The organism is Caenibius sp. WL (assembly GCF_019803445.1).
Taxonomy (GTDB): Bacteria; Pseudomonadota; Alphaproteobacteria; order Sphingomonadales; family Sphingomonadaceae; genus Caenibius.
The window spans coordinates 1120811-1139443 of record NZ_CP081844.1; the positions used below are offsets into that span (position 1 = coordinate 1120811).

Here is an 18633-nt window from a genome sequence, read left to right on the forward strand (position 1 = left end):
TTGCTGCGCATAAGCGTCAACCGGCGGCGAGCCCACCGTCGACGATCAGCCCGTGGCCGACCATGTAGCTGGCCGATCCCGCGACCCACAGGATCGTTTCGGCGATCTCCTCCGGGGTGGCGATGCGGCCGATAGGATGGTTTTGCGCTACCAGTTCTTCGGCGTTGTCAGCCGGGATCGAACCGATATTGTCATCCAGGATGGCGGTCCGCACGGCGCCCGGGCAGACCGCATTGATGCGGATGCCTTCGCCTGCATATTGCAGCGCTGCCGAACGGGTTAGCCCCAGGACGGCGTGCTTGCTGGCGGAATAGGACGGCTTGTTGGGTACGCCCGCAAACGAGGCAAACGAGCCGACATTGACGATAGAGCCGCCCTTGCCCTGCATCTGCGCGATTTCTTCCTTCAGGCAGAGGAACACGCCGCGCACGTTGATGCCCATGATCCGGTCGAACTTGTCGAGCGACCAATCGGCGACTGGCGTGAATTCGGGATCGATCCCGGCGTTGTTCACCGCATAGTTGAGCTCACCGTAAGTGGAAACGGCATGGCGCACCATTGCGGCGACCTGTTCGGGCACCGATACGTCGCAGGCAACGAAACTGGCGGTTCCGCCCGCCGCCGCGATCTGGTCAACCGTTTCCTGCCCGGCATCGGCCTGATAGTCGGCCACCACCACTTTGGCCCCCTGCGCGGCAAACAGCTTTGCGGTGGCGCGCCCGATCCCGCCGCCCGCGCCTGTCACGATCGCGACTTTGCCTTCGAATTTGCTCATCTTTGTGTGGTCCTCTCCATGCATGCATCTGGCCCGCGCCCCGCAGGAAGCTTGCCCGTGCCCTGCAAAGTGGCAGGCGGGCCGCGACGCGGCAAGCGCTGTTGCATGATGTTATCGATCAGGCCAAGATTGCGGCGATGGCCGGAAGGTGGCTGCATAGGGCCGGCGCGGCTTGTTGCCCCAGATGCGGTGACATAGTCTGCTCTCCAAGAAGATGGCGATAAGGCTATCGCATAACGGGCAGAGAGATGCGGGTCGAAACTATCACCTTTCCCGTTGCGCCGGGTGTCTCGCTTCAGGCGGATCGCTATGGCGCGCCCGATGGTGCGCCGGTGATCCTGCTTCATGGCGGCGGGCAAACGCGCTGGTCGTGGAAAGGCACCGCGCAGGCGCTGGCCGATGCCGGTGGGAAGGGCGGGTTCGCCGTCCATGCCGTGGACATGCGCGGCCATGGACAGAGCAGTTGGTGCCCGGATGGCCAGTATGGGCTGGGCCACTTCGCGCAGGACGTGCGGGTCCTCGCCGGGATGATGCCCGCGCCGCCGGTAATCGTCGGGGCGTCGCTTGGGGGATTGTCCGCTTTGCTGGCCTGCGGGGAAGATCCGCAGGCGCCGTGCGCGGGGTTGGTGCTGGTCGATATCGCGCCGCGCATGGAACAGCGCGGCACCAGTCGCGTGGGCGCTTTCATGCGCGATACGCTGGACGGGTTCGATACGCTGGAAGAAGCTGCCGCTGCTGTGGCGGATTATGCCCGAAATGGGCGCCGCGATACCCGGCCCGAAGGCCTGCTCAAGAATTTGCGGCAGGATGCCGATGGCCGGTATCGTTGGCACTGGGACCCGGCGTTCATGGCGGCGGGCAAATCGGGCTGGGACCCGGATGTGGTGGAACGGCGGCTGATGGCTGCCGCCGCTCGAATCACTGCGCCGATGCTGATCGTGCGCGGCGGCGAAAGCGATGTGCTGAGCCGGGAAACGATGGATCATCTCAAGCAAGCCCTGCCGCATATCGCGCAGGCCGAAATAGCGGGAGCACGCCACATGATTGCGGGTGATGACAACGCGCGGTTCAACGCCGCGATTCTGCCGTTCTTGCAGGCTCATGCAGCGGCGCAGGGAGGGGCTGCATGAATCGGCAATCCACCCGCCCCACGCGTGAAGAAACCATGGCCCGCTTCATGAAGGGGGCCAGCCGGGTGATGGGGTTCACCCGGGATATGCCCTATGTGGTGGCCGATCGGCTGGAAGAACGGGCGCAAGACAGCGCGGATGTGCCGTTCATCCTGTTCGAGGAGCAGCGGATCACTTTTGCCGAAGCGAACCGGCGCGCGAACAGGATCGCCAATGCCGCGCTGGCACAGGGGTTGCAGCGGGGGGATGTCGTCGCCCTGCTGATGAACAACCGCCCCGAATATGTGCTGACCTGGCTGGGGTTGTCCAAAGCGGGGATCGTCACTGCGCTGCTCAACACCAGTGCGACGGGCGCGGTGCTGCGCCATGCGTTGACGCAGGTCGGCGCGAAGGCGCTGGTCATCGATGCGGATCTGCTCGGCGCGCTCGATACGCTGGATGGGCCGGTGGGCATGCCGGTGTTCGTCGATGCCGAAGTGGGACAGGATTACACACCGGACGCGAGATCGCAGGATTTCGCCGCGCTGATTGCCGCAGCTTCGGATGAAGCCCCACCCGCCGAATGCCGCGCGGGGCTGAAAGCGGAAGATACGCTTTACCTGATTTTCACTTCGGGCACGACCGGCCTGCCCAAGGCCGCGAAGATGAGCCACCTGCGCTTCCTCAACGCGGGAGAGATGATGGGCGGGCTGATGGAGTTCGACAAGGACAGCGTGTTCTACTGCGTCCTGCCGCTCTATCACGGCGCGGGCGGGATGGTGGTCCCATCCGCCTGCCTTGCTTTCGGCGTGCCTTTCGTCCTGCGGCGGAAGTTCAGCCGCTCCGGCTTCTGGCCCGATGTGCGCCGGCATAAAGTGACAGCCGCCTACTACATCGGGGAAATCGTTCGCTACCTCATGGCCAGCCCGCCGCGGCCGGATGACCGCGATCACACATTGCGGAATGTGGCGGGTGCGGGGCTCAAGCCCGATATCTGGCATGCTTTCGTCGATCGCTTCGGCATAGAGCGGGTGTTCGAAGGGCTGGGCTCGACCGAAGCCAATTACGGCATCACCAATGTCGACAATGTCGTGGGCGCGGTGGGACGCATTCCCTATCCCGAATACACCAACATCAAAGTGCTGCGCTGGGACGTCGAAAACGGCGAATATGTGCGCGATGCGGATGGCCGCCCGGTCGAGGCGGGCCCGGACGAAGTCGGCGAACTGGTGGCCGAAGTCCGCCACGGCAACGATGGGGTGGGATTCTTCGAAGGCTACACTTCGAAGGAGGCCACCGATGCAAAGCTGCTGCGCGGGCTGTACAAGCCGGACGATGCATGGGTGAAATCGGGCGATCTCATCCGCGTCGATGCCGATGGCTATGTCTATTTCGTCGACCGTGTGGGCGACACGTTCCGCTGGAAAAGCGAGAACGTCTCCACGCAGGAAGTCGAAACCGTGCTGGCGGCCTTTCCCGGGCTGGACATGGTCAACGTCTATGGCGTGCGCGTGCCGCATACCGAAGGGCGGGCGGGGATGGCCAGCCTGACATTCCAGCAAGGACACAGCTTCGATCCCGCTGCATTCTACGCTTTCGCGGAAGAACGCCTGGCATCTTATGCCGTGCCGGTCTTCGTGCGGCTGTCGCAGGCGGCGGACATGACCACCACGTACAAGCTGCGCAAAGGGGCGGTGCAGCGGCAGGGATACGATCCGGCGCTGACGGGGGAACCGGTCTTCGTGGCCGATCCGGCGGCCCGGACATATGTGCCGGTCACGCCCGAGACGCTGGGGCGGCTGGGGATCGCCCCGTTCGAGAAAGAGGAAATCTGAACCATGCGGGTCGATTATACCCCCGAACAGCGCGCGATCCGGGCGGAATTTCGCGCATATCTGGATCGGCTCGTCACCGACGAAGTGCGCGCCGAAACATTGGGCGCCGAGGGCGGGCCGCTCTATCGCGAAACCATCCGCCAGATGGGCCGCGACGGTTGGCTGACGCCCGGCTGGCCGGTGGAATACGGTGGGCGCGGGCTCGATCCCCGGACGCAGAAGATTCTGCTGGAAGAGCTGGTGCTGGCCGCCGCGCCTTATCCCTTCGTTACGGTCAACACCGTGGGCCCGGCGCTGATGCGGATGGGCACCGATAAGCAGAAGGAAATGATCCTGCCGCGCATCGCCAGCGGCGATCTGATTTTCGCCATCGGCTATTCCGAACCGGGCGCGGGAACGGATCTCGCCGCGCTCAAGACGCGGGCGGTGCGTGAAGGCGATCATTACCGGGTGAACGGGCAAAAGATCTTCACCAGCGGGGCGGAAGGGGCGGACTATGTCTTCCTCGCCACCCGCACCGATCCCGACGCGCCGCCGCACAAGGGCATAACGATTTTGATGGTCGATGCGCGCGATCCGGGTTTTTCGTTCTCCCCTATAGTCACGGTCGGCGGCATTCGCACCAATGTCAGCTACTATCAGGATGTGATGGTGCCCGCCGATATGGTGATCGGGCAGGAAAACGGCGGCTGGCGGCTGATCGCCGAACAGCTCAACCATGAACGGATCGGGCTGGCGGCATTGAGCTATGCCGGGCACGGCCATTTCGACCGGGTGGTGGAATGGGCGAAAGCGACGCCGGTGGGCCGCACGGACCGGATGGTGATCGATCTGCCATGGGTGCAGATGGCGCTGGCCGAGGCTTATGCCCTGCTGGTGGCGAGCGAGACGATGGGCAACCGTGTCGGCTGGGAAGTGGCCGAAGGATCGACCCGGCCGGATCTCGCGGGTGCGGTGAAAGTGTTCGGTACCGAGGGGATGATCAAGGTCATGCGGCTGTTGCTCGATGTGCTGGGCGCAGCGGGGCTGGTGCAGGCCGGATCGCCGGGTGCGGTGCTTTCCGGGCGGATCGAGCGCGAATACCGCGCATGCCAGATCAATACGTTCGGCGGCGGCGCGGTCGAAGTGCTGCGGGATATGGTGGCGCAGATGGGGCTCGGCATGCCCCGTGCGCCGCGCTGAGGAAAAGGTGGTCCAGATGAATGATGTGAGCGATCTCTATACGCAGGCGCGGACATGGGTCGGCAAGCAGGCGACCCGCCCGACCACGGCGCGCGATCCGGTGAATGTGCCGATGGTGCGCCGCTGGTGCGAAGCGATGGGCGAAACCAATCCGATCTTCGTCGATGCCGATGCGGCGCGGGCCGAAGGGTTCGCTGCACCCGTCAGCCCCCCTGCGATGATGGAAGTGTGGACCATGGCTCAATACCGCCCCGGCGGGCGGCTGAAGGACGATTCGATCCCCGTTCTCGAACTGTTCGATAACGCGGGTTACACCGGCGTCGTCGCCACCAATATCGAACAGGAATACGATCGTTATCTGGTCGAAGGTGATACGGTGTCCTTCACCGCAGTGGTCGATGATGTGTCGGAAGAGAAGCGCACCGGCCTCGGCATCGGGCACTTCGTCACCATCCGCTATGAATTCACCGATCAGAACGGCGAACCGGTGGGGCGGATGCTGTTCCGCGTGCTCAAGTTCAAGCCCAATCTGGCCCAAGCTCCGGCTCCGGCAGTGGCGGACGACGCGGCCAAACCGGCCTTCCCGCACCCCCGCCCGGCGATCACGCATGACAACGCTTTCTACTGGGAAGGCATCGCCCGGCGCGAATTGCTGATCCAGAAGTGTAGCGGCTGCGGCGAATTGCGCCACCCGCCGGGGCCCGCTTGCCCGCATTGCCATTCGCTCGAATGGGATACGGTGAAGGCATCGGGCAAGGCCACGCTCTACAGCCACGTGGTGATGCACCAGCCGCGCCTGCCTACGTTCGATTATCCGCTGCCCGTGCTGCTGGTGGAGCTGGAGGAAGGCGTGCGCATGGTCGCCAACGGTATCGATCTGCCGGCGGACAAGCTGGCAATCGGTATGAAGCTGGACCTCGATTTCATCGAGATCGAGCCGGGCTATCTGTTGCCCGCGTTTCGGCCCTCGCGCTGAGGAGGGTGGCATGGAATTCGCACTCGATAGCGATCAGAACGCGATTGTCGAACTGGCGCGCACCATTTTTGCCGATCACTGCGATGACGAGCAATTGCGCAAATTCGCTGCCTCGGGCCAGCCCTATGATGCTGAGCTATGGCGCGTGTTGGCCGAAGCGGGGCTGACGGGCGTTGGCCTCGATGAAAGCGTCGGCGGCACCGGCTTCGGCGTGATCGAAACCGCGTTCCTGCTCGAACAGGCAGGCGCTGCGCTGGCTCCGGTTCCGCTGCGCGACACGCTGATTGCGGCGCAGACTCTGGCCACGGCGGGGCCAGCGCATGATGGGCTGGTTGCCGAAGCAGCGACAGGCAAGGCCATCCTGACGAGCGCCTGCGAAGAAATCGGTGCGGCATGGGACAGCCCGGCCCTGCTGGCCCGGCGCGACGGCAACGGCTGGCGCCTCACCGGCAGCAAGACCGCCGTGCCCTGGGGCATGGAGGCATCCGCGATTCTCGTATCCGCCGGCATCGATGGTGCGGATGAGTCGGGCCTGTTCCTGCTGCCTGCCGATACGGCTGGCTTGCGGCGCGAAGCGCAGCACGGCACCGATCTGACGCCGCTGGCTCTGCTCGATCTTCAGGACGTTCACCTGCCCGGCGACGCCTTGCTCGATGCGGGGCAAGGCCATGGCGATCTGCTGCGCTGGCATCTGGGGCGCATGCGCGTGGCGCTGTGTGCCAGCCAGCTCGGCATCGCCAGCGAAGCGCTCAAACGCACGGCGGGTTATACGGCGGAACGGGTCCAGTTCGGGCGTCCGATCGGTTCGATGCAGGCGGTGCAGCAACGCGCGGCCGATGGTTACATCGATGTGGAAGCCATGCGCTCGACCACGTGGCGGGCCGCCTGGCTGATGGATCAGGGGCTGTGCGACGATGCCGATATCGCTGCCGCAAAGTATTGGGCGGCGATCGGCGGACACCGGGTCACGCACAGTGCCCAGCATCTGCACGGCGGCATGGGCGCGGACATCACTTATCCGATCCATCGCTTTTTCCTGGCCGCGAAAGCGGTCGAATCCGCGCTTGGCGGCGCGCAGCCGATGCTGGCCGCGCTGGGTGCGCATATCGCGGCAGGCAAGGCGCGTCCGCTGTCTGCCATTGGTGGAGGTTTCGATGCAGTTTGAAGATATCAAGGAAGGCGCGGCGCTGCCGGAACTGGAATTCCCCGTCACCGCTTCGGCGATCGTCGCGGGGGCGCTGGCCACCAACGACTATGAAAACGTCCATCATGACAAGGCTGCGGCGCAAGCCACCGGCGTGCCGGACATTTTCATGAACATCCTGACCACCAATGGCCTGGTGCAACGTTATGTCGGGGCATGGGCCGGGCAGAGCGCCCGCGTGCGCAGTATCAAGATCAAGCTCGGCGCCCCCAATTTTGCAGGCGATGTGATGCGGATCAACGGTTCGGTCGCGCATGTCGATCCGGCCACGCGCGAAGTCGCGGTTGCGGTATCGGGCCGTAACGCCATCGGCGAGCATGTCGGCGCGACAGTCACCCTCCATTTTCCTGAAAGGAACGCGGCATGAACGCGCTTGCTGGCAAGGCGGCCATCGCCGGAATCGGCGCCACCGAATTTTCCAAGAACAGCGGGCGCAGCGAACTGCGGCTGGCGGTGGAAGCGACTCTCGCCGCGCTGGAAGATGCCGGGATCGACCCCGCGGAAGTGGATGGCATGTCCACCTACACGATGGACAACAACCCCGAGATCGAGCTGTTCCGCAATATCGGCGGGCGCAATCTCAAGTTTTTCAGCCGGGTCCATTATGGCGGCGGGGCTGCCTGCGCGCCGATCCTGCACGCGGCGATGGCCGTGGCCACGGGCGTGGCCGAAGTGGTGGTGTGCTACCGCGCGATGAACGAACGTTCGCAATACCGCTTCGGGGCGGGCTATGCGCCCGATGCGGTGCCGACGGCGGAAGCGGCGCACTACGGCTACTATGTGCCGTTCGGGTTGATGTCTCCGGCAAGCTGGGTGGCGATGGCCGCGCAGCGCTATATGCACGAACACGGCGCGACATCGGAAGATTTCGGCCGCATCGCCGTGGGCTTCCGCGATTTTGCCGCGACCAATCCCCAGGCGTGGTTTTACCAGCAGCCGATCACGCTGGACGATCACCAGAATTCGCGCTGGATCGTGGAGCCGTTGCATCTGCTTGATTGCTGTCAGGAATCGGATGGCGCGGTGGCGATTGTCGTCACCACGGCGGAACGGGCGCGCAAGCTGCGCCAGCCGCCGGTGATCGTTCGCGCAGCAGCGCAGGGCGCGTGCGACGATCAGCAGATGATGACGAGCTATTACCGCCCCGATCTGACCCGGCTGTCCGAAATGGATCTGGTGGCGCAGCAGCTCTATGCCATGGCGGGCATCGGCCCGGCGGATGTGCAGGCGGCGGTGCTCTACGATCACTTCTCGCCTTTCGTGCTGCCGCAGATCGAAGCGTTCGGCTTCGCAGCGAAGGGACAGGCGAAGGATTTCGTGCGTGAAGGAAACATCGCCCGGGGTGGCCGCCTGCCGGTGAACACCAATGGCGGGCAATTGGGTGAAGCCTATATCCATGGCCTGAACGGCGTGGCCGAAGGCGTCCGCCTTGCGCGCGGGCAAAGTGTCAACCAGCCCGGCGATTGCCGCAATGTGATCGTAACGGCGGGAACCGGCGTGCCAACATCGGGATTGATCCTTTCGGCGGACTGAAACGGCCCTGCGGGGCAACTCTTGCAATGATCGGATGGGGGACGTGAACCAGCATTCGCAAATGCCGCCCGGTTACCGCTCGCGGATCGATGTCAGCGTTTCGACATCGGTCCTCGTTGCCCAGCTTGCGACGCATTTTGCGCCCGAGCCGGGGGAGTTCGTTCTCAACGAGCGGCTGCACACACTCTCGCTCGAACTGCAGGTAAAGCAGAGCTTCGCTGTCGGCCGGTTCGAAATGGGGGGCGCGCCGGGGGAATTTTCGGATATCGGCCGCGCGCTGTTCGTCCCGGCCGGGGTGCCGCTGCGCATTCGGTCCGACGGGGTGCTGACCAACACCATTCGCTGCTTCTTCCGCCCGCCCAAGCTGGAAGAACTGCTGGGGGAAGAAATCGATCAGTCGCGCAACCGGCTGAACAGCTGCCTCAATGTCAAACGCCCGGTGGTGCGCGATCTGCTGCTACGGATCGCGCGCGAGATCGAAACCCCCGGTTTCGCTTCGGCCCGCCTGCTCGATGCGCTCAGCGATCTGCTGCTGGTCGAACTGGTGCGCTATCTCAGGGAAACCCCGGCTGATGGCAACCTGTTGCGCGGTGGCCTATCGCGCGCAGCCTATCGCAAAGTGGTGCGGCGACTTGAGGAGGACGGCCCGCCGCCTTCTCTCGATGAACTGGCGGCACTGGCCGAATTGAGCAAGCGCCATCTGACGCGGGCTTTCCACGAAACCACCGGGATGACCATTCACCAGCAGCTGGACGAATTGCGGCTCAAGCGCGCCACGACCTTGCTGGACGATCCGGAACTGTCCATTGCCGAAATCGGGGAACGGCTCGGCTTCCGCTCGGGCTCGGCCTTTTCTACCGCGTTTGCCCGGTGGAGTGGGAAAAGTCCCAGCCGCTATCGCGGAGAACTGGTGCGTTCGCGCGATCTGCGCAAGGAGGAACTGGGCAACCTGCCCCAGACCACCTATCAGACAAGACAGCAGTAAGAGAGGTATCCTGTGATCCGATTGTCCCATCGCGGTATTTGCGTCAGCGATCTCGAAGCATCCGAACGGTTCTATCGCGAGGCGCTGGGGTTCGCGGATTATCAGGATCATGGCGTGATCGAAGGGCCGGACATGGACCGGACCATGGAAATGTCCGGCGTCCGCCTGCGGGCCAAGATGCTGCGTTATCCCGGTGGTCCGGTGATCGAACTGCTGCGTTTCCTCCAGCCCGACGCCACCGGCCCGCGGGAAAAGCGTTCCACGCTGCAATACGGCCTTGTCCACCTCTCGTTCTATGTCGACGATATCGATTCCGCTGCTCAGAAAATCCGCGATGCAGGCGGGACGGTGTACGACCATACGCGCGTGCAGAATGGCGAGGGTGGGATCACTTTGATCTATTGCACCGATCCCGATGGCGTGCGGATCGAGCTGATGCATCAGCCGGGTATCGCCCAGCGCTTTTCGCATAGCGGTATCTGCGTGTCGGATATCGACGTGTCGCTGGCCTACTACGCGGCGCTCGGTTTCACACCGGCGGAAAACTACGTGTTCGACGAGCCTACGACTTTCCTCGACACGATCAACGAAGTGCCGGACATCCGGCTGCGCGCGCAGATGATCCGCGATGCGGAAGGGAACACGCTGGAACTGCTGAAAGTGTTTGCCCCCGATTCTTTCGGTTCGCGGGAACGCCAGCCGCTTAACCGCTATGGTCTGACCCACATCGCCTTCTGGGATGACGATCTGGAAAAGACCGTTCCGGCGCTGGAGGCAAAGGGCGGGCATTTCGTGGCGGCAGCCCATGTGCGCACGCCCTCCATCGAATTGCAGCAAGGCGGCGATCCCGATGGGGTGCGGATCGAATTGATGCGTCCGGTGGCGTGAAGGCACGCAAACGGGCTGACAAACCGTTGCGCCCGTCCTAAGGCACCTCCCATGCACGCCTTGCGCACCTTTCTGCTCGGCCATCGCGGCCTGGCCGCATTCGCGGTGGCGCTGGCCCTGTGCATGAAAGTGCTGCTGCCGGTGGGCTACATGCTTTCCAGCAGCCTGGATGGTTCATCCACGCGCGTTCTGACTCTGACTCTCTGCCACACCGGCAGCGAAGATGGGCCGGCGGTTGCCAATGTCACTGTCCCGGTCGATGGGCAGGCGAAGGGTGACGGAAAGAGCGCTGCGGGCAAGGCGGACGGGCAGTGCGCCTATTCTTCCCTGTCGATGTCGGCGGTGGTCGGGGCCTCGCCCGCGCTGCTGGCGCTGGCTTTTGCCATTATCCTTGCGCTGGGGCTCGCCCCGGCGCGGCGTCTGCCGTTCGGGCCGATCGCCTATCTGCGGCCGCCATTGCGCGGGCCGCCAAGCTTCGTCTGACATTCTGAGCTGATCTCCGCCATCCGCGCGTTCACCTGTTCACAGGCGCGCGCAGGGTGGCCGTATCGGCTTTTCCGCCTTCCTGGTGATCGCCACCGTGCACCATCCGCCCATGCGGGTGGCCGGGCTGGCCGATCACACGATAGCTGTCAGATGGAGAACAGCGTGAACACCGCCAATTGGGCTTTTGCCGCCGCCACCCTATCGCTTCTCGCTACCCCCGCGCTTGCCGAAAGCGGCAGCGATGCCGACCGGGGCGACAATCATATCATCATCGTCACCGGCCGTTCGGCCAGCGATCAGGCAGAACAGCAGGCGCGGGCCACCCCTGGGGGCACCGATGTCGTCGGTTACGAAGACTATGCCGACAAATCGCTTGTCTCGTTACGCGATGCGCTGGCCTATTCGCCGGGAGTCTATCTCCAGCCGCGCTATGGGCAGGAAGTGCGCCTGTCCGTGCGCGGATCGGGCCTTTCACGCGGCTATCACATGCGCGGGCTGACACTGCTGCAAGATGGTGTGCCGATCAATCTGGCGGACGACAACGGCGATTTTCAGGAACTGGAACCGATCTTCTTCGACCATCTGGAAGTCTATCGAGGGGCCAATGCGCTGCGGTTCGGTTCGGGCACGCTGGGCGGCGCGATCAACGGCGTGACGCCGAACGGCAGGGATGCGCGTGGGCTCTATTTCCGCGCCGATGCGGGCAGCTTCGACACGTTGCGCGGGCTCGCATCCTATGGCGGGGCAACGGGTAGAATGGACTATTGGGGGGCGGTGAGCGCCGACACCTCGGACGGGGACCGCCAGCATGCCCGCCGCCAATCGCTGCGGTTTCATGGCAATCTGGGGATCCGCCTCAGCGATACGATCGAAACGCGATTCTACGCCAGCCACAACCACATCGAACAGGATCTGCCGGGCGCCCTGACCATGGCGCAGGCGCTGTCCCATCCGAAAACGGGCAATTTCATGGGCGATCAGGCGCGCAATATCGATTCCGTGCGCTTTCAGAACCGCACCAGGGTGGCGCTGGGCGCTGCGCAGCTCAATTTCGGGGTGTTCTACAACCGCAAGTCGCTCGATCATCCGATCTATCAGGTGATCGATCAGGAATCGCGCGACCATGGTGTTTTCGCACGGCTGGAATGGGCCGATGGCCCCCTGTCGCTGACCGTGGGTGGGGAAGCCCGCTTCGGCACCGTGGATTCGCGCCGCTTCGTCAACGTGAACGGCAGGAAGGGCAAGGTGACATTCGCCGCCGACCAGCGCGCCCGTACCGCCAATCTCTATGCCGAACTGCGCTATCGCCCGATCGAACGGTTGAGCCTTATTGTCGGGGGCATTTATGCCGATGGCTATCGCCGCCAGCATGAAACCTACAATGTGACCGCCGGTGGCGCGCGTAATGTCACGGCGCGGGCCGATTTCAGCGAATTTTCGCCCCGCTTCGGGATACTGTTCGAACCGTCGGGTACGGTTCAGGTCTATGCCAATTACAGCCGCTCGGCCGAATTGCCTGGCTTTGGTGAACTGGCGCAGATCAGCCAGTTCGTTCCTCTCTCAGCCCAGCGGGCGTGGACGGCGGAAATCGGCGCGCGCGGCACGGCCGGTATCGCACAGTGGGATGTTTCGTTCTATCGCGCGGACCTGAAAGGCGAGATGCTGCAATATACCGTCGGCAGCGATATTCCGGCGTCCACGTTCAACGCCGGGCGCACCCGCCATCAGGGGATCGAAGCGGCACTGGCGCTCGATCTCGCCCCCTGGCTGCGATTGCGGCAAGTCTATCAGTACAGCGACTTCCGCTTCCGCCGCGATCGTGAGTTCGGCGGCAATCGTCTGCCCGTGATCCCGCGCCACATGATGCGGGCAGAACTGCGGTTCGGGTCGGACGAATTGCATATCGCCCCCAATTTCGAATGGGTGCCACAAGGGGCATGGGCCGACTATGCCAACACCGTGCGCACGCCTGGCTATGCCTTGCTGGGATTGACGGCCGGGGCGCGGGTATCGGATCGAGTCGATTTGTTCTTCGATGCGCGCAATCTCACAGGCAAGAAGGCCGTGGGCGATATCAGCGCGGTGATCGCGGCCGGACCGGCGTCGGCGATCTACTATCCGGTGGAGCGCCGTGCAGTGTTCGGCGGCGTGCGCGCGCGGTTCTGATCACCGGTATCCTGGGCCGGGCGATGGAGCGAACACTGTCCGGCTCTGGCCTTTCAGGGAATGGGAGACGAGACAGCGGCGGCGGTTTTACGCCTGTTCCAATGAGAATGAGATTGACTCGCATTAATTTCTCGGACACGGGGGCATGATCCGAAGGGGATGAAATCGGTCATGTTCGACGGCGCGGATTATCGGAGCGAGGAAGGGGCGATGCCGTCTGCCCTGCGGCGTGCGCCGATCCCTGTCGAGGTCGGTGTGCTGTCCCCCGGTGCGAATGGCCGCATGAATGACGAGGGTCCGCGCATATCGGCTGCCCGCTATGGCGATACGCGCCGGCCCAATATCACCGCGATCATCGTAACCGCCATGATCCATGCCATCGTGCTGGCCGCGGTCCTGATGATCCGCAGCGAGGCCCCGCAGGAAAAGCGGCGTGAGCGGCTGACAGTGGTCGATCTCATGGCCTCGCCACCGCCTCCGCCGCCCTCTCCGGACACGCCTCCGCCACCTCAGTCCGAAATCGCCGCCCCGCGTCCGCCGATCCGGATCGCACCCACGCCGCCAGTGGCGGCGACGCCCGATCCGCAGCCGCAAGCCCCGGTTGCGCCCGTATCGGCACCGGCCATCGCCCCCCAGCCCTCCGTAATAGCCGCGCCGGCGCCGCCCAGCACAGTGCAGGTGTCCGATCTTTCGGTGCGCATGACCTCGGGTTCGCCGCCGCGCTATCCGATGGAAAGCCGCCGCAAGCGCGAACAGGGCACGGTGGTTCTCTCGCTTACGCTCGGCCTCGATGGCCGGGTGGCAAATATTTCCGTGGCGCGCAGCAGCGGTTTCGATCGCCTGGATCAGGCCGCGTTGTCCGCCGTGCGCAAATGGCGCTGGGCCCCGTTGATCCAGGATGGCAAGCCGGTCCTGATGAAAGGTGTTGTTGAAATACCCTTCGTCCTGAAAAACGCGGATTAGGCATTTTCCGATCACTTTCGCAGGAATGACGTGGGTGGCCGAAGTGGCCGCGCGCTGCCATTCGGGTTCGCGCATTGCAGGATCGGGGGGGGATACCCCATATGTGAACCGTTGCGAGCAGATCGCATTCGTGAAGCGATGATGGAGCGGAACTGTGTTGCAATCGGTTTCCCAGAGTGGCGGCATTTCAAAGGCATCGGGAAATCCGGGGGGCCATGTGGCTGAAGACGGAGCCCGCTATATCGCCCAACCTGTCCCGCATGTCATTGTCGTCGAGGACGATCCGCCTTTGCGCACCTTGCTGATGCGGCTTCTGGTGGAAAACGGCTATCATGCGACCGGCGCTGCCGATGGCGAGGAATTGCTGCGGGCGATGGCGGATCGCGGATCCAACCCGGTCGACCTGATCCTGCTCGATATCATGCTGCCCGGCGATGACGGATTGACGCTGTGCCGCCGGATTCGCGAATACAGCAAAGTGCCGATCATCATCATCAGCGCACGCGGGATGGAAGCGGATCGGGTGGCGGGGCTGGATACCGGGGCGGACGATTACATCGCGAAGCCTTTCGGCCGGTCCGAACTTCTGGCCAGAGTGCGGGCCTTGCTGCGCCGGGCAGGCGAATCGCGCATTCCGCCCGAAGCGTTCGAAGTGACCCAGCTCGATTTCGCGGGCTGGCGCTATTTCCCCAAGCGGCGCGAGCTTTTTGCGCCCAGCGGGGCGGAAGTGCCGTTGACCGCGGCCGAGCATGACCTGCTGCAAACGCTCCTGCGCCATCCGCAGCGCACCATCGGGCGCGAAAGGCTGATCGAACTGGTGCGCCACAGGATCGGCAATTCCACCGACCGCAGTATCGATGTGCTGGTCAGCCGCTTGCGCCGCAAGCTGGGCGGGCAGCGCAACCACCTGATCCGCACCATCCGGGGCGTGGGCTATATGTTCGCCGCCGATGTGACAGGTTCCTGATCGTGGTGTGGACCGGGCGCGGCACCGGCATGGTGGCGCGGATCGCGCTGGTCCTGCTGGCGGCGGTGCTGGTGGAAGCGCTGGGCACCTATGCGTTGCATCGCTGGCAGGATCGCGAACTTGTGTCCGACAGCCAGACGCAGAACATCGCCCGGCAATTGGTGGACGCGGCGCATGCGGCGGAGCAGACCGCGCCGGATGAACGGGCCCGGGCGGTCCATGCGCGGGAAAGGGCCGGTCTGGCGCTGAACTGGGTGGGGCGCAGTGTCGTGACCGATCACAGCGCCTTTTCGCCGCAGCTTGCCAATCTGCGCGCGCGGCTGGTGCAGCAGGCGCCGGAATTGCGGAAGCGCGAAATCCATCTCAGCCTCCTGCCCTCCGGTGGCGGGGGGCAGCGCGATCTGATCGGGCTGGTGGAACTGCGGGACGGATCGTTCCTGTCGTTCAGAGTGGCGGGCTATCTCAGCGCCCCGCTGCCGGTGTGGGTCGTGTTGCTGCTGCACGTGGCGCTGGTGTGCGTGGTGTGCGGCGCGGCGCTGGCCATGGTGCATGCGCTGGTGCGCCCGCTTGCCCGGCTGGCCGCGGCCGCCGATGAAACCGGGCGCAATCACGCCGCGCGGATCGATCCCACCGGCCCGCACGAGGTGCGCCGTGTGGCCACCGCCTTTGCCGCGATGCAGACGCGGCTGTTGCAGATGATGGAAGACAACACGCAGGCGCTGATCGCCGTGTCGCACGATTTGCGCACGCCAATCCAGCGCTTGCGGCTGCGCGCCGCACTGATCGCGGATGATGAGGTGCACGAGGCCATCCAGCAGGATCTGGCGGAGATGGAGCATTTCATCGATTCCACGCTCGCCTATGTCCGCAGCGGCATGGATGAGCCTGCACGGCTGGTCGATATCGCCGCACTGATCGCGACCATTGTGGACGATGCCTGCGATACCGGGGCCGAGGTCCACTATGCCGGGCCGGGCTCTTTCACTCTCCATGCGCGCGCCGCGGTGCTGACGCGCATCCTGCACAATCTGATCGGCAACAGCCGCCGCTATGCCCAGCGGATAGACGTGAGCCTGGCAGGTGAGGAAGGCGTGCAGGCTCTGATTACGGTGGAGGACGATGGCCCTGGCATTCCGGCGGAACACCGTGCAGCATGCTTGCAGCCGTTCCAGCGCATGGACCGGGCGCGAAGCGGGGGCGAGGCGAAGGGGGCGGGGCTTGGGCTTTCGATCGTGGCCCGCAGCGTGGCCGCGCAGGGCGGAACGCTCGCGCTGGAAAGCAGTAGTCTGGGCGGATTGGCCGTGCGGATCGTCCTGCCTGCCGCGCCGCCGGATGCCCCTCCTTCCGAAGCCGGTGGCAATGGGGATGGCTCTGCGCCCCATTCTGGCGGATGAAGAGGTGTCCAGCCCTTGATACACACTGACACAATTTTGCTATTGATCTTTATTCTCAATTAGACCACGCAAATTCATAACTTGAGTAAAGCTCCTATCCCGATGGACATGCAGACAAGCGATATTCCCTCAGCCAGTGCCGGGGCCGGGCGGCCGCGCAAGGCGAAGAAGAGCGGATTGCCGCCTTTTCTCGTGCGCCAGTTCCATACCTGGCACTGGATGAGCAGCGCGGTCTGTCTGGTGGGCATGCTGCTGTTCGCGATTACGGGAATCACGTTGAATCATGCCGCCTCCATCGAGGCGAACCCGGTGGTGAAGACCGAGGAAAAGGTTCTTCCCGAAACCCTGCTTCCGCTGGTGGAAAGCGGGAAAGGCACAGCCCCGGTCCCGCAGCCGGTGGCGCAGTGGCTGGAAAAGGAACTCGCTGTCAGCGTGGCTGGCCGTAAGCCGGAATGGAACGATGACGAGCTTTATATCGCGTTGCCGCGCCCGGGCGGGGATGGCTGGGTCGCGATCGACCGGGTCAGCGGCGATGTGACTTACGAAGCCACCAGCCGGGGTTGGGTCGCCTATCTCAACGATCTGCATAAGGGCCGCAACACGGGCGTGGCGTGGTCGTGGTTCATCGATATTTTCGCTGCCGCCTGCGTCATTTTCAGCCTGACCGGTTTTCTCCTCCTGCAGGTCCATTCCAAACGGCGGCCGTCCACCTGGCCGATCGTCGGTGCGGGCGTAATTATTCCGCTGCTGCTTCTCGTCTTCCTGATGCACTAACGCCGAAGGACCAACTCATGCGCAAAACTATCGCTTTCTTGGCCACGGGCCTGATCGCAACCCCGGCGGTGGCCGGCGAGATGACGGTGAACGTCGAAATTCCGCGGCTGCGCGTTGCGGAATATCACAAACCCTACGTCGCGGTCTGGGTTGAAAACGAAGCGGGCCAGGCGGTCGCCAATCTCAAAGTCTGGTACGATGTCGATATGCGCAACGCCGAAGGCACCAAATGGCTGCCCGACATGCGCACCTGGTGGCGGCGCACGGGGCGGACGCTCAAAATGCCCGTCAACGGCGTCAGCGGGCCGACGCAGGGGCCGGGGCGTTATGCGCTCAAATTCCGGGACGGCGTGCGGCCCTTGGGCAAGCTCGCGCCGGGTGCCTACAAGCTGCGGATAGAGGCCGCGCGCGAAGTGGGTGGACGCGAAACGCTGGCCATTCCGTTCCAGTGGCCGCCGCGCGGGACGCAAACCGGATCGGCCCAAGGCCAATCCGAACTGGGTGCTGTCAGCCTGATTCTGAAACCTTGAAGCGACCCGGTCGCCGTCTGCAAATAGAGAGGAAATACGGATGTTTGCCAGAGCCAGCCTGATTGCCGCCGGTCTTGCCATCGGCCTCGGTGCCTTCATGTCCACGCCGGCCGAAGCGCATCGCCGCTGGCTGCTGCCGTCGATGACGGTGTTCGCGGGGGATGAAGCCACCGCCTCGGTGGATGCCGCCGTGTCCAACCAGTTGTTCGTGTTCGAACATCATGCATTGGCGCTCGACAATCTGGCGATCACCGGGCCCGATGGCCAGACCGTGCAGCCCACTATCATCGGTTCCGGCAAGTATCGCAGCGCGTTCGATGTGCCGTTGAAGAAGCAGGGCACCTATCGCATCGCTTTGACCAGCGAGGGCCTGATGGGGTTTTACGAACTGAACGGGCAACGCCAGCGCTGGCGCGGCACGCGCGAGGAAATAAGCAAGATCCCCGCCGGTGCGACCAACGTGCAGATCAACGAATCCATTTCGCGCACGGAAACTTTCGTATCGCTTGGCACGCCCAACGATACGGCGCTGAAGCCGATCGGGCACGGGGTCGAAATGATCCCGGTCACGCACCCGACCGATCTTGCCGCGGGTGAACCGGCGGTGATGCGCTTCCTGTTCGACGGGCAGCCTGCCGCGGGTCTTGAGATCGAATTCGTCGAAGGTGGCACGCGCTATCGCGACAACGACGGCGCCCAGAAGCTCACCACCGACGCGAAGGGCGAAGTGACGCTCAACGTCAAGGATGCGGGCATGTATTATCTGGAAACCACCAAGTCGGTGGACGGCAAGGAAGGCCAGCCGGGCCGCCGCGCGTCCTACACCGGCGTGCTGGAATTCCTGCCGTCCTGATCGGGCCGGCGTG

Annotated in this window: 18 protein-coding genes; 17 read left to right on the top strand and 1 reads right to left on the bottom strand. The window is 64.1% G+C overall.

What is annotated here, in order from left to right:
- Positions 1-16 precede the first annotated feature (16 nt).
- On the bottom strand, positions 17-775 hold the full coding sequence (locus K5X80_RS05275) for a glucose 1-dehydrogenase (RefSeq protein ID WP_222559798.1): 759 nt from the start codon (positions 773-775) through the stop codon (positions 17-19).
- 248 nt (positions 776-1023) lie between these two features.
- Between K5X80_RS05275 and K5X80_RS05280 the strand changes: the two genes are divergently transcribed.
- The 17 genes from K5X80_RS05280 to K5X80_RS05360 all read left to right on the top strand — a co-directional run bounded on the left by K5X80_RS05280 (position 1024) and on the right by K5X80_RS05360 (position 18620).
- Positions 1024-1905 (top strand): alpha/beta fold hydrolase, encoded by an 882-nt coding sequence (locus tag K5X80_RS05280; RefSeq protein ID WP_222559799.1) that lies wholly within the window; start codon positions 1024-1026, stop codon positions 1903-1905.
- Positions 1902-3719: a long-chain-acyl-CoA synthetase gene (locus K5X80_RS05285; protein ID WP_222559800.1), complete on the top strand. Its 1818-nt coding sequence runs from the start codon at positions 1902-1904 to the stop codon at positions 3717-3719. The genes K5X80_RS05280 and K5X80_RS05285 overlap by 4 nt, the downstream gene beginning before the upstream one ends.
- 3 nt (positions 3720-3722) lie before the next feature.
- Positions 3723-4901: an acyl-CoA dehydrogenase family protein gene (locus tag K5X80_RS05290; RefSeq protein WP_222559801.1), complete on the top strand. Its 1179-nt coding sequence runs from the start codon at positions 3723-3725 to the stop codon at positions 4899-4901.
- Between the two features lie 16 nt (positions 4902-4917).
- Positions 4918-5877, top strand: a complete 960-nt coding sequence (locus tag K5X80_RS05295; RefSeq protein ID WP_222559802.1) for a bifunctional MaoC family dehydratase N-terminal/OB-fold nucleic acid binding domain-containing protein — start codon at positions 4918-4920, stop codon at positions 5875-5877.
- 10 nt (positions 5878-5887) lie between these two features.
- Positions 5888-7042: an acyl-CoA dehydrogenase family protein gene (locus K5X80_RS05300; RefSeq protein ID WP_222559803.1), complete on the top strand. Its 1155-nt coding sequence runs from the start codon at positions 5888-5890 to the stop codon at positions 7040-7042.
- Positions 7032-7448, top strand: a complete 417-nt coding sequence (locus K5X80_RS05305) for a MaoC/PaaZ C-terminal domain-containing protein (protein WP_222559804.1) — start codon at positions 7032-7034, stop codon at positions 7446-7448. Before K5X80_RS05300 ends, K5X80_RS05305 begins: the two co-directional genes overlap by 11 nt.
- Positions 7445-8614, top strand: coding sequence for a lipid-transfer protein (locus K5X80_RS05310; RefSeq protein WP_222559805.1), 1170 nt, complete (start codon positions 7445-7447; stop codon positions 8612-8614). Before K5X80_RS05305 ends, K5X80_RS05310 begins: the two co-directional genes overlap by 4 nt.
- A gap of 43 nt (positions 8615-8657) precedes the next feature.
- Positions 8658-9599 carry a helix-turn-helix transcriptional regulator gene (locus K5X80_RS05315; protein WP_222559806.1) on the top strand — a complete coding sequence of 314 codons (942 nt, stop codon included), beginning with the start codon at positions 8658-8660 and terminating at the stop codon, positions 9597-9599.
- A gap of 12 nt (positions 9600-9611) precedes the next feature.
- Entirely contained in the window at positions 9612-10487 is an 876-nt protein-coding gene (locus tag K5X80_RS05320; RefSeq protein ID WP_222559807.1) for a VOC family protein, read from the top strand.
- A 51-nt stretch (positions 10488-10538) separates the two neighbouring features.
- Positions 10539-10970, top strand: coding sequence for a DUF2946 family protein (locus K5X80_RS05325; RefSeq protein ID WP_222559808.1), 432 nt, complete (start codon positions 10539-10541; stop codon positions 10968-10970).
- A gap of 153 nt (positions 10971-11123) precedes the next feature.
- Positions 11124-13139, top strand: coding sequence for a TonB-dependent receptor family protein (locus K5X80_RS05330; RefSeq protein WP_283249236.1), 2016 nt, complete (start codon positions 11124-11126; stop codon positions 13137-13139).
- 171 nt (positions 13140-13310) lie between these two features.
- Positions 13311-14102: an energy transducer TonB gene (locus K5X80_RS05335; protein WP_222559810.1), complete on the top strand. Its 792-nt coding sequence runs from the start codon at positions 13311-13313 to the stop codon at positions 14100-14102.
- Positions 14103-14406: 304 nt separating this feature from the next.
- Entirely contained in the window at positions 14407-15069 is a 663-nt protein-coding gene (locus tag K5X80_RS05340; RefSeq protein ID WP_222560385.1) for a response regulator transcription factor, read from the top strand.
- 2 nt (positions 15070-15071) lie between these two features.
- On the top strand, positions 15072-16463 hold the full coding sequence (locus K5X80_RS05345; protein WP_222559811.1) for an ATP-binding protein: 1392 nt from the start codon (positions 15072-15074) through the stop codon (positions 16461-16463).
- A 102-nt stretch (positions 16464-16565) separates the two neighbouring features.
- Positions 16566-17237, top strand: coding sequence for a PepSY-associated TM helix domain-containing protein (locus K5X80_RS05350; RefSeq protein WP_261390645.1), 672 nt, complete (start codon positions 16566-16568; stop codon positions 17235-17237).
- Between the two features lie 17 nt (positions 17238-17254).
- Positions 17255-17767 (top strand): DUF2271 domain-containing protein, encoded by a 513-nt coding sequence (locus K5X80_RS05355; protein ID WP_222559812.1) that lies wholly within the window; start codon positions 17255-17257, stop codon positions 17765-17767.
- 40 nt (positions 17768-17807) lie between these two features.
- Positions 17808-18620: a DUF4198 domain-containing protein gene (locus tag K5X80_RS05360; RefSeq protein WP_222559813.1), complete on the top strand. Its 813-nt coding sequence runs from the start codon at positions 17808-17810 to the stop codon at positions 18618-18620.
- The last annotated feature ends 13 nt before the right edge of the window (positions 18621-18633 follow it).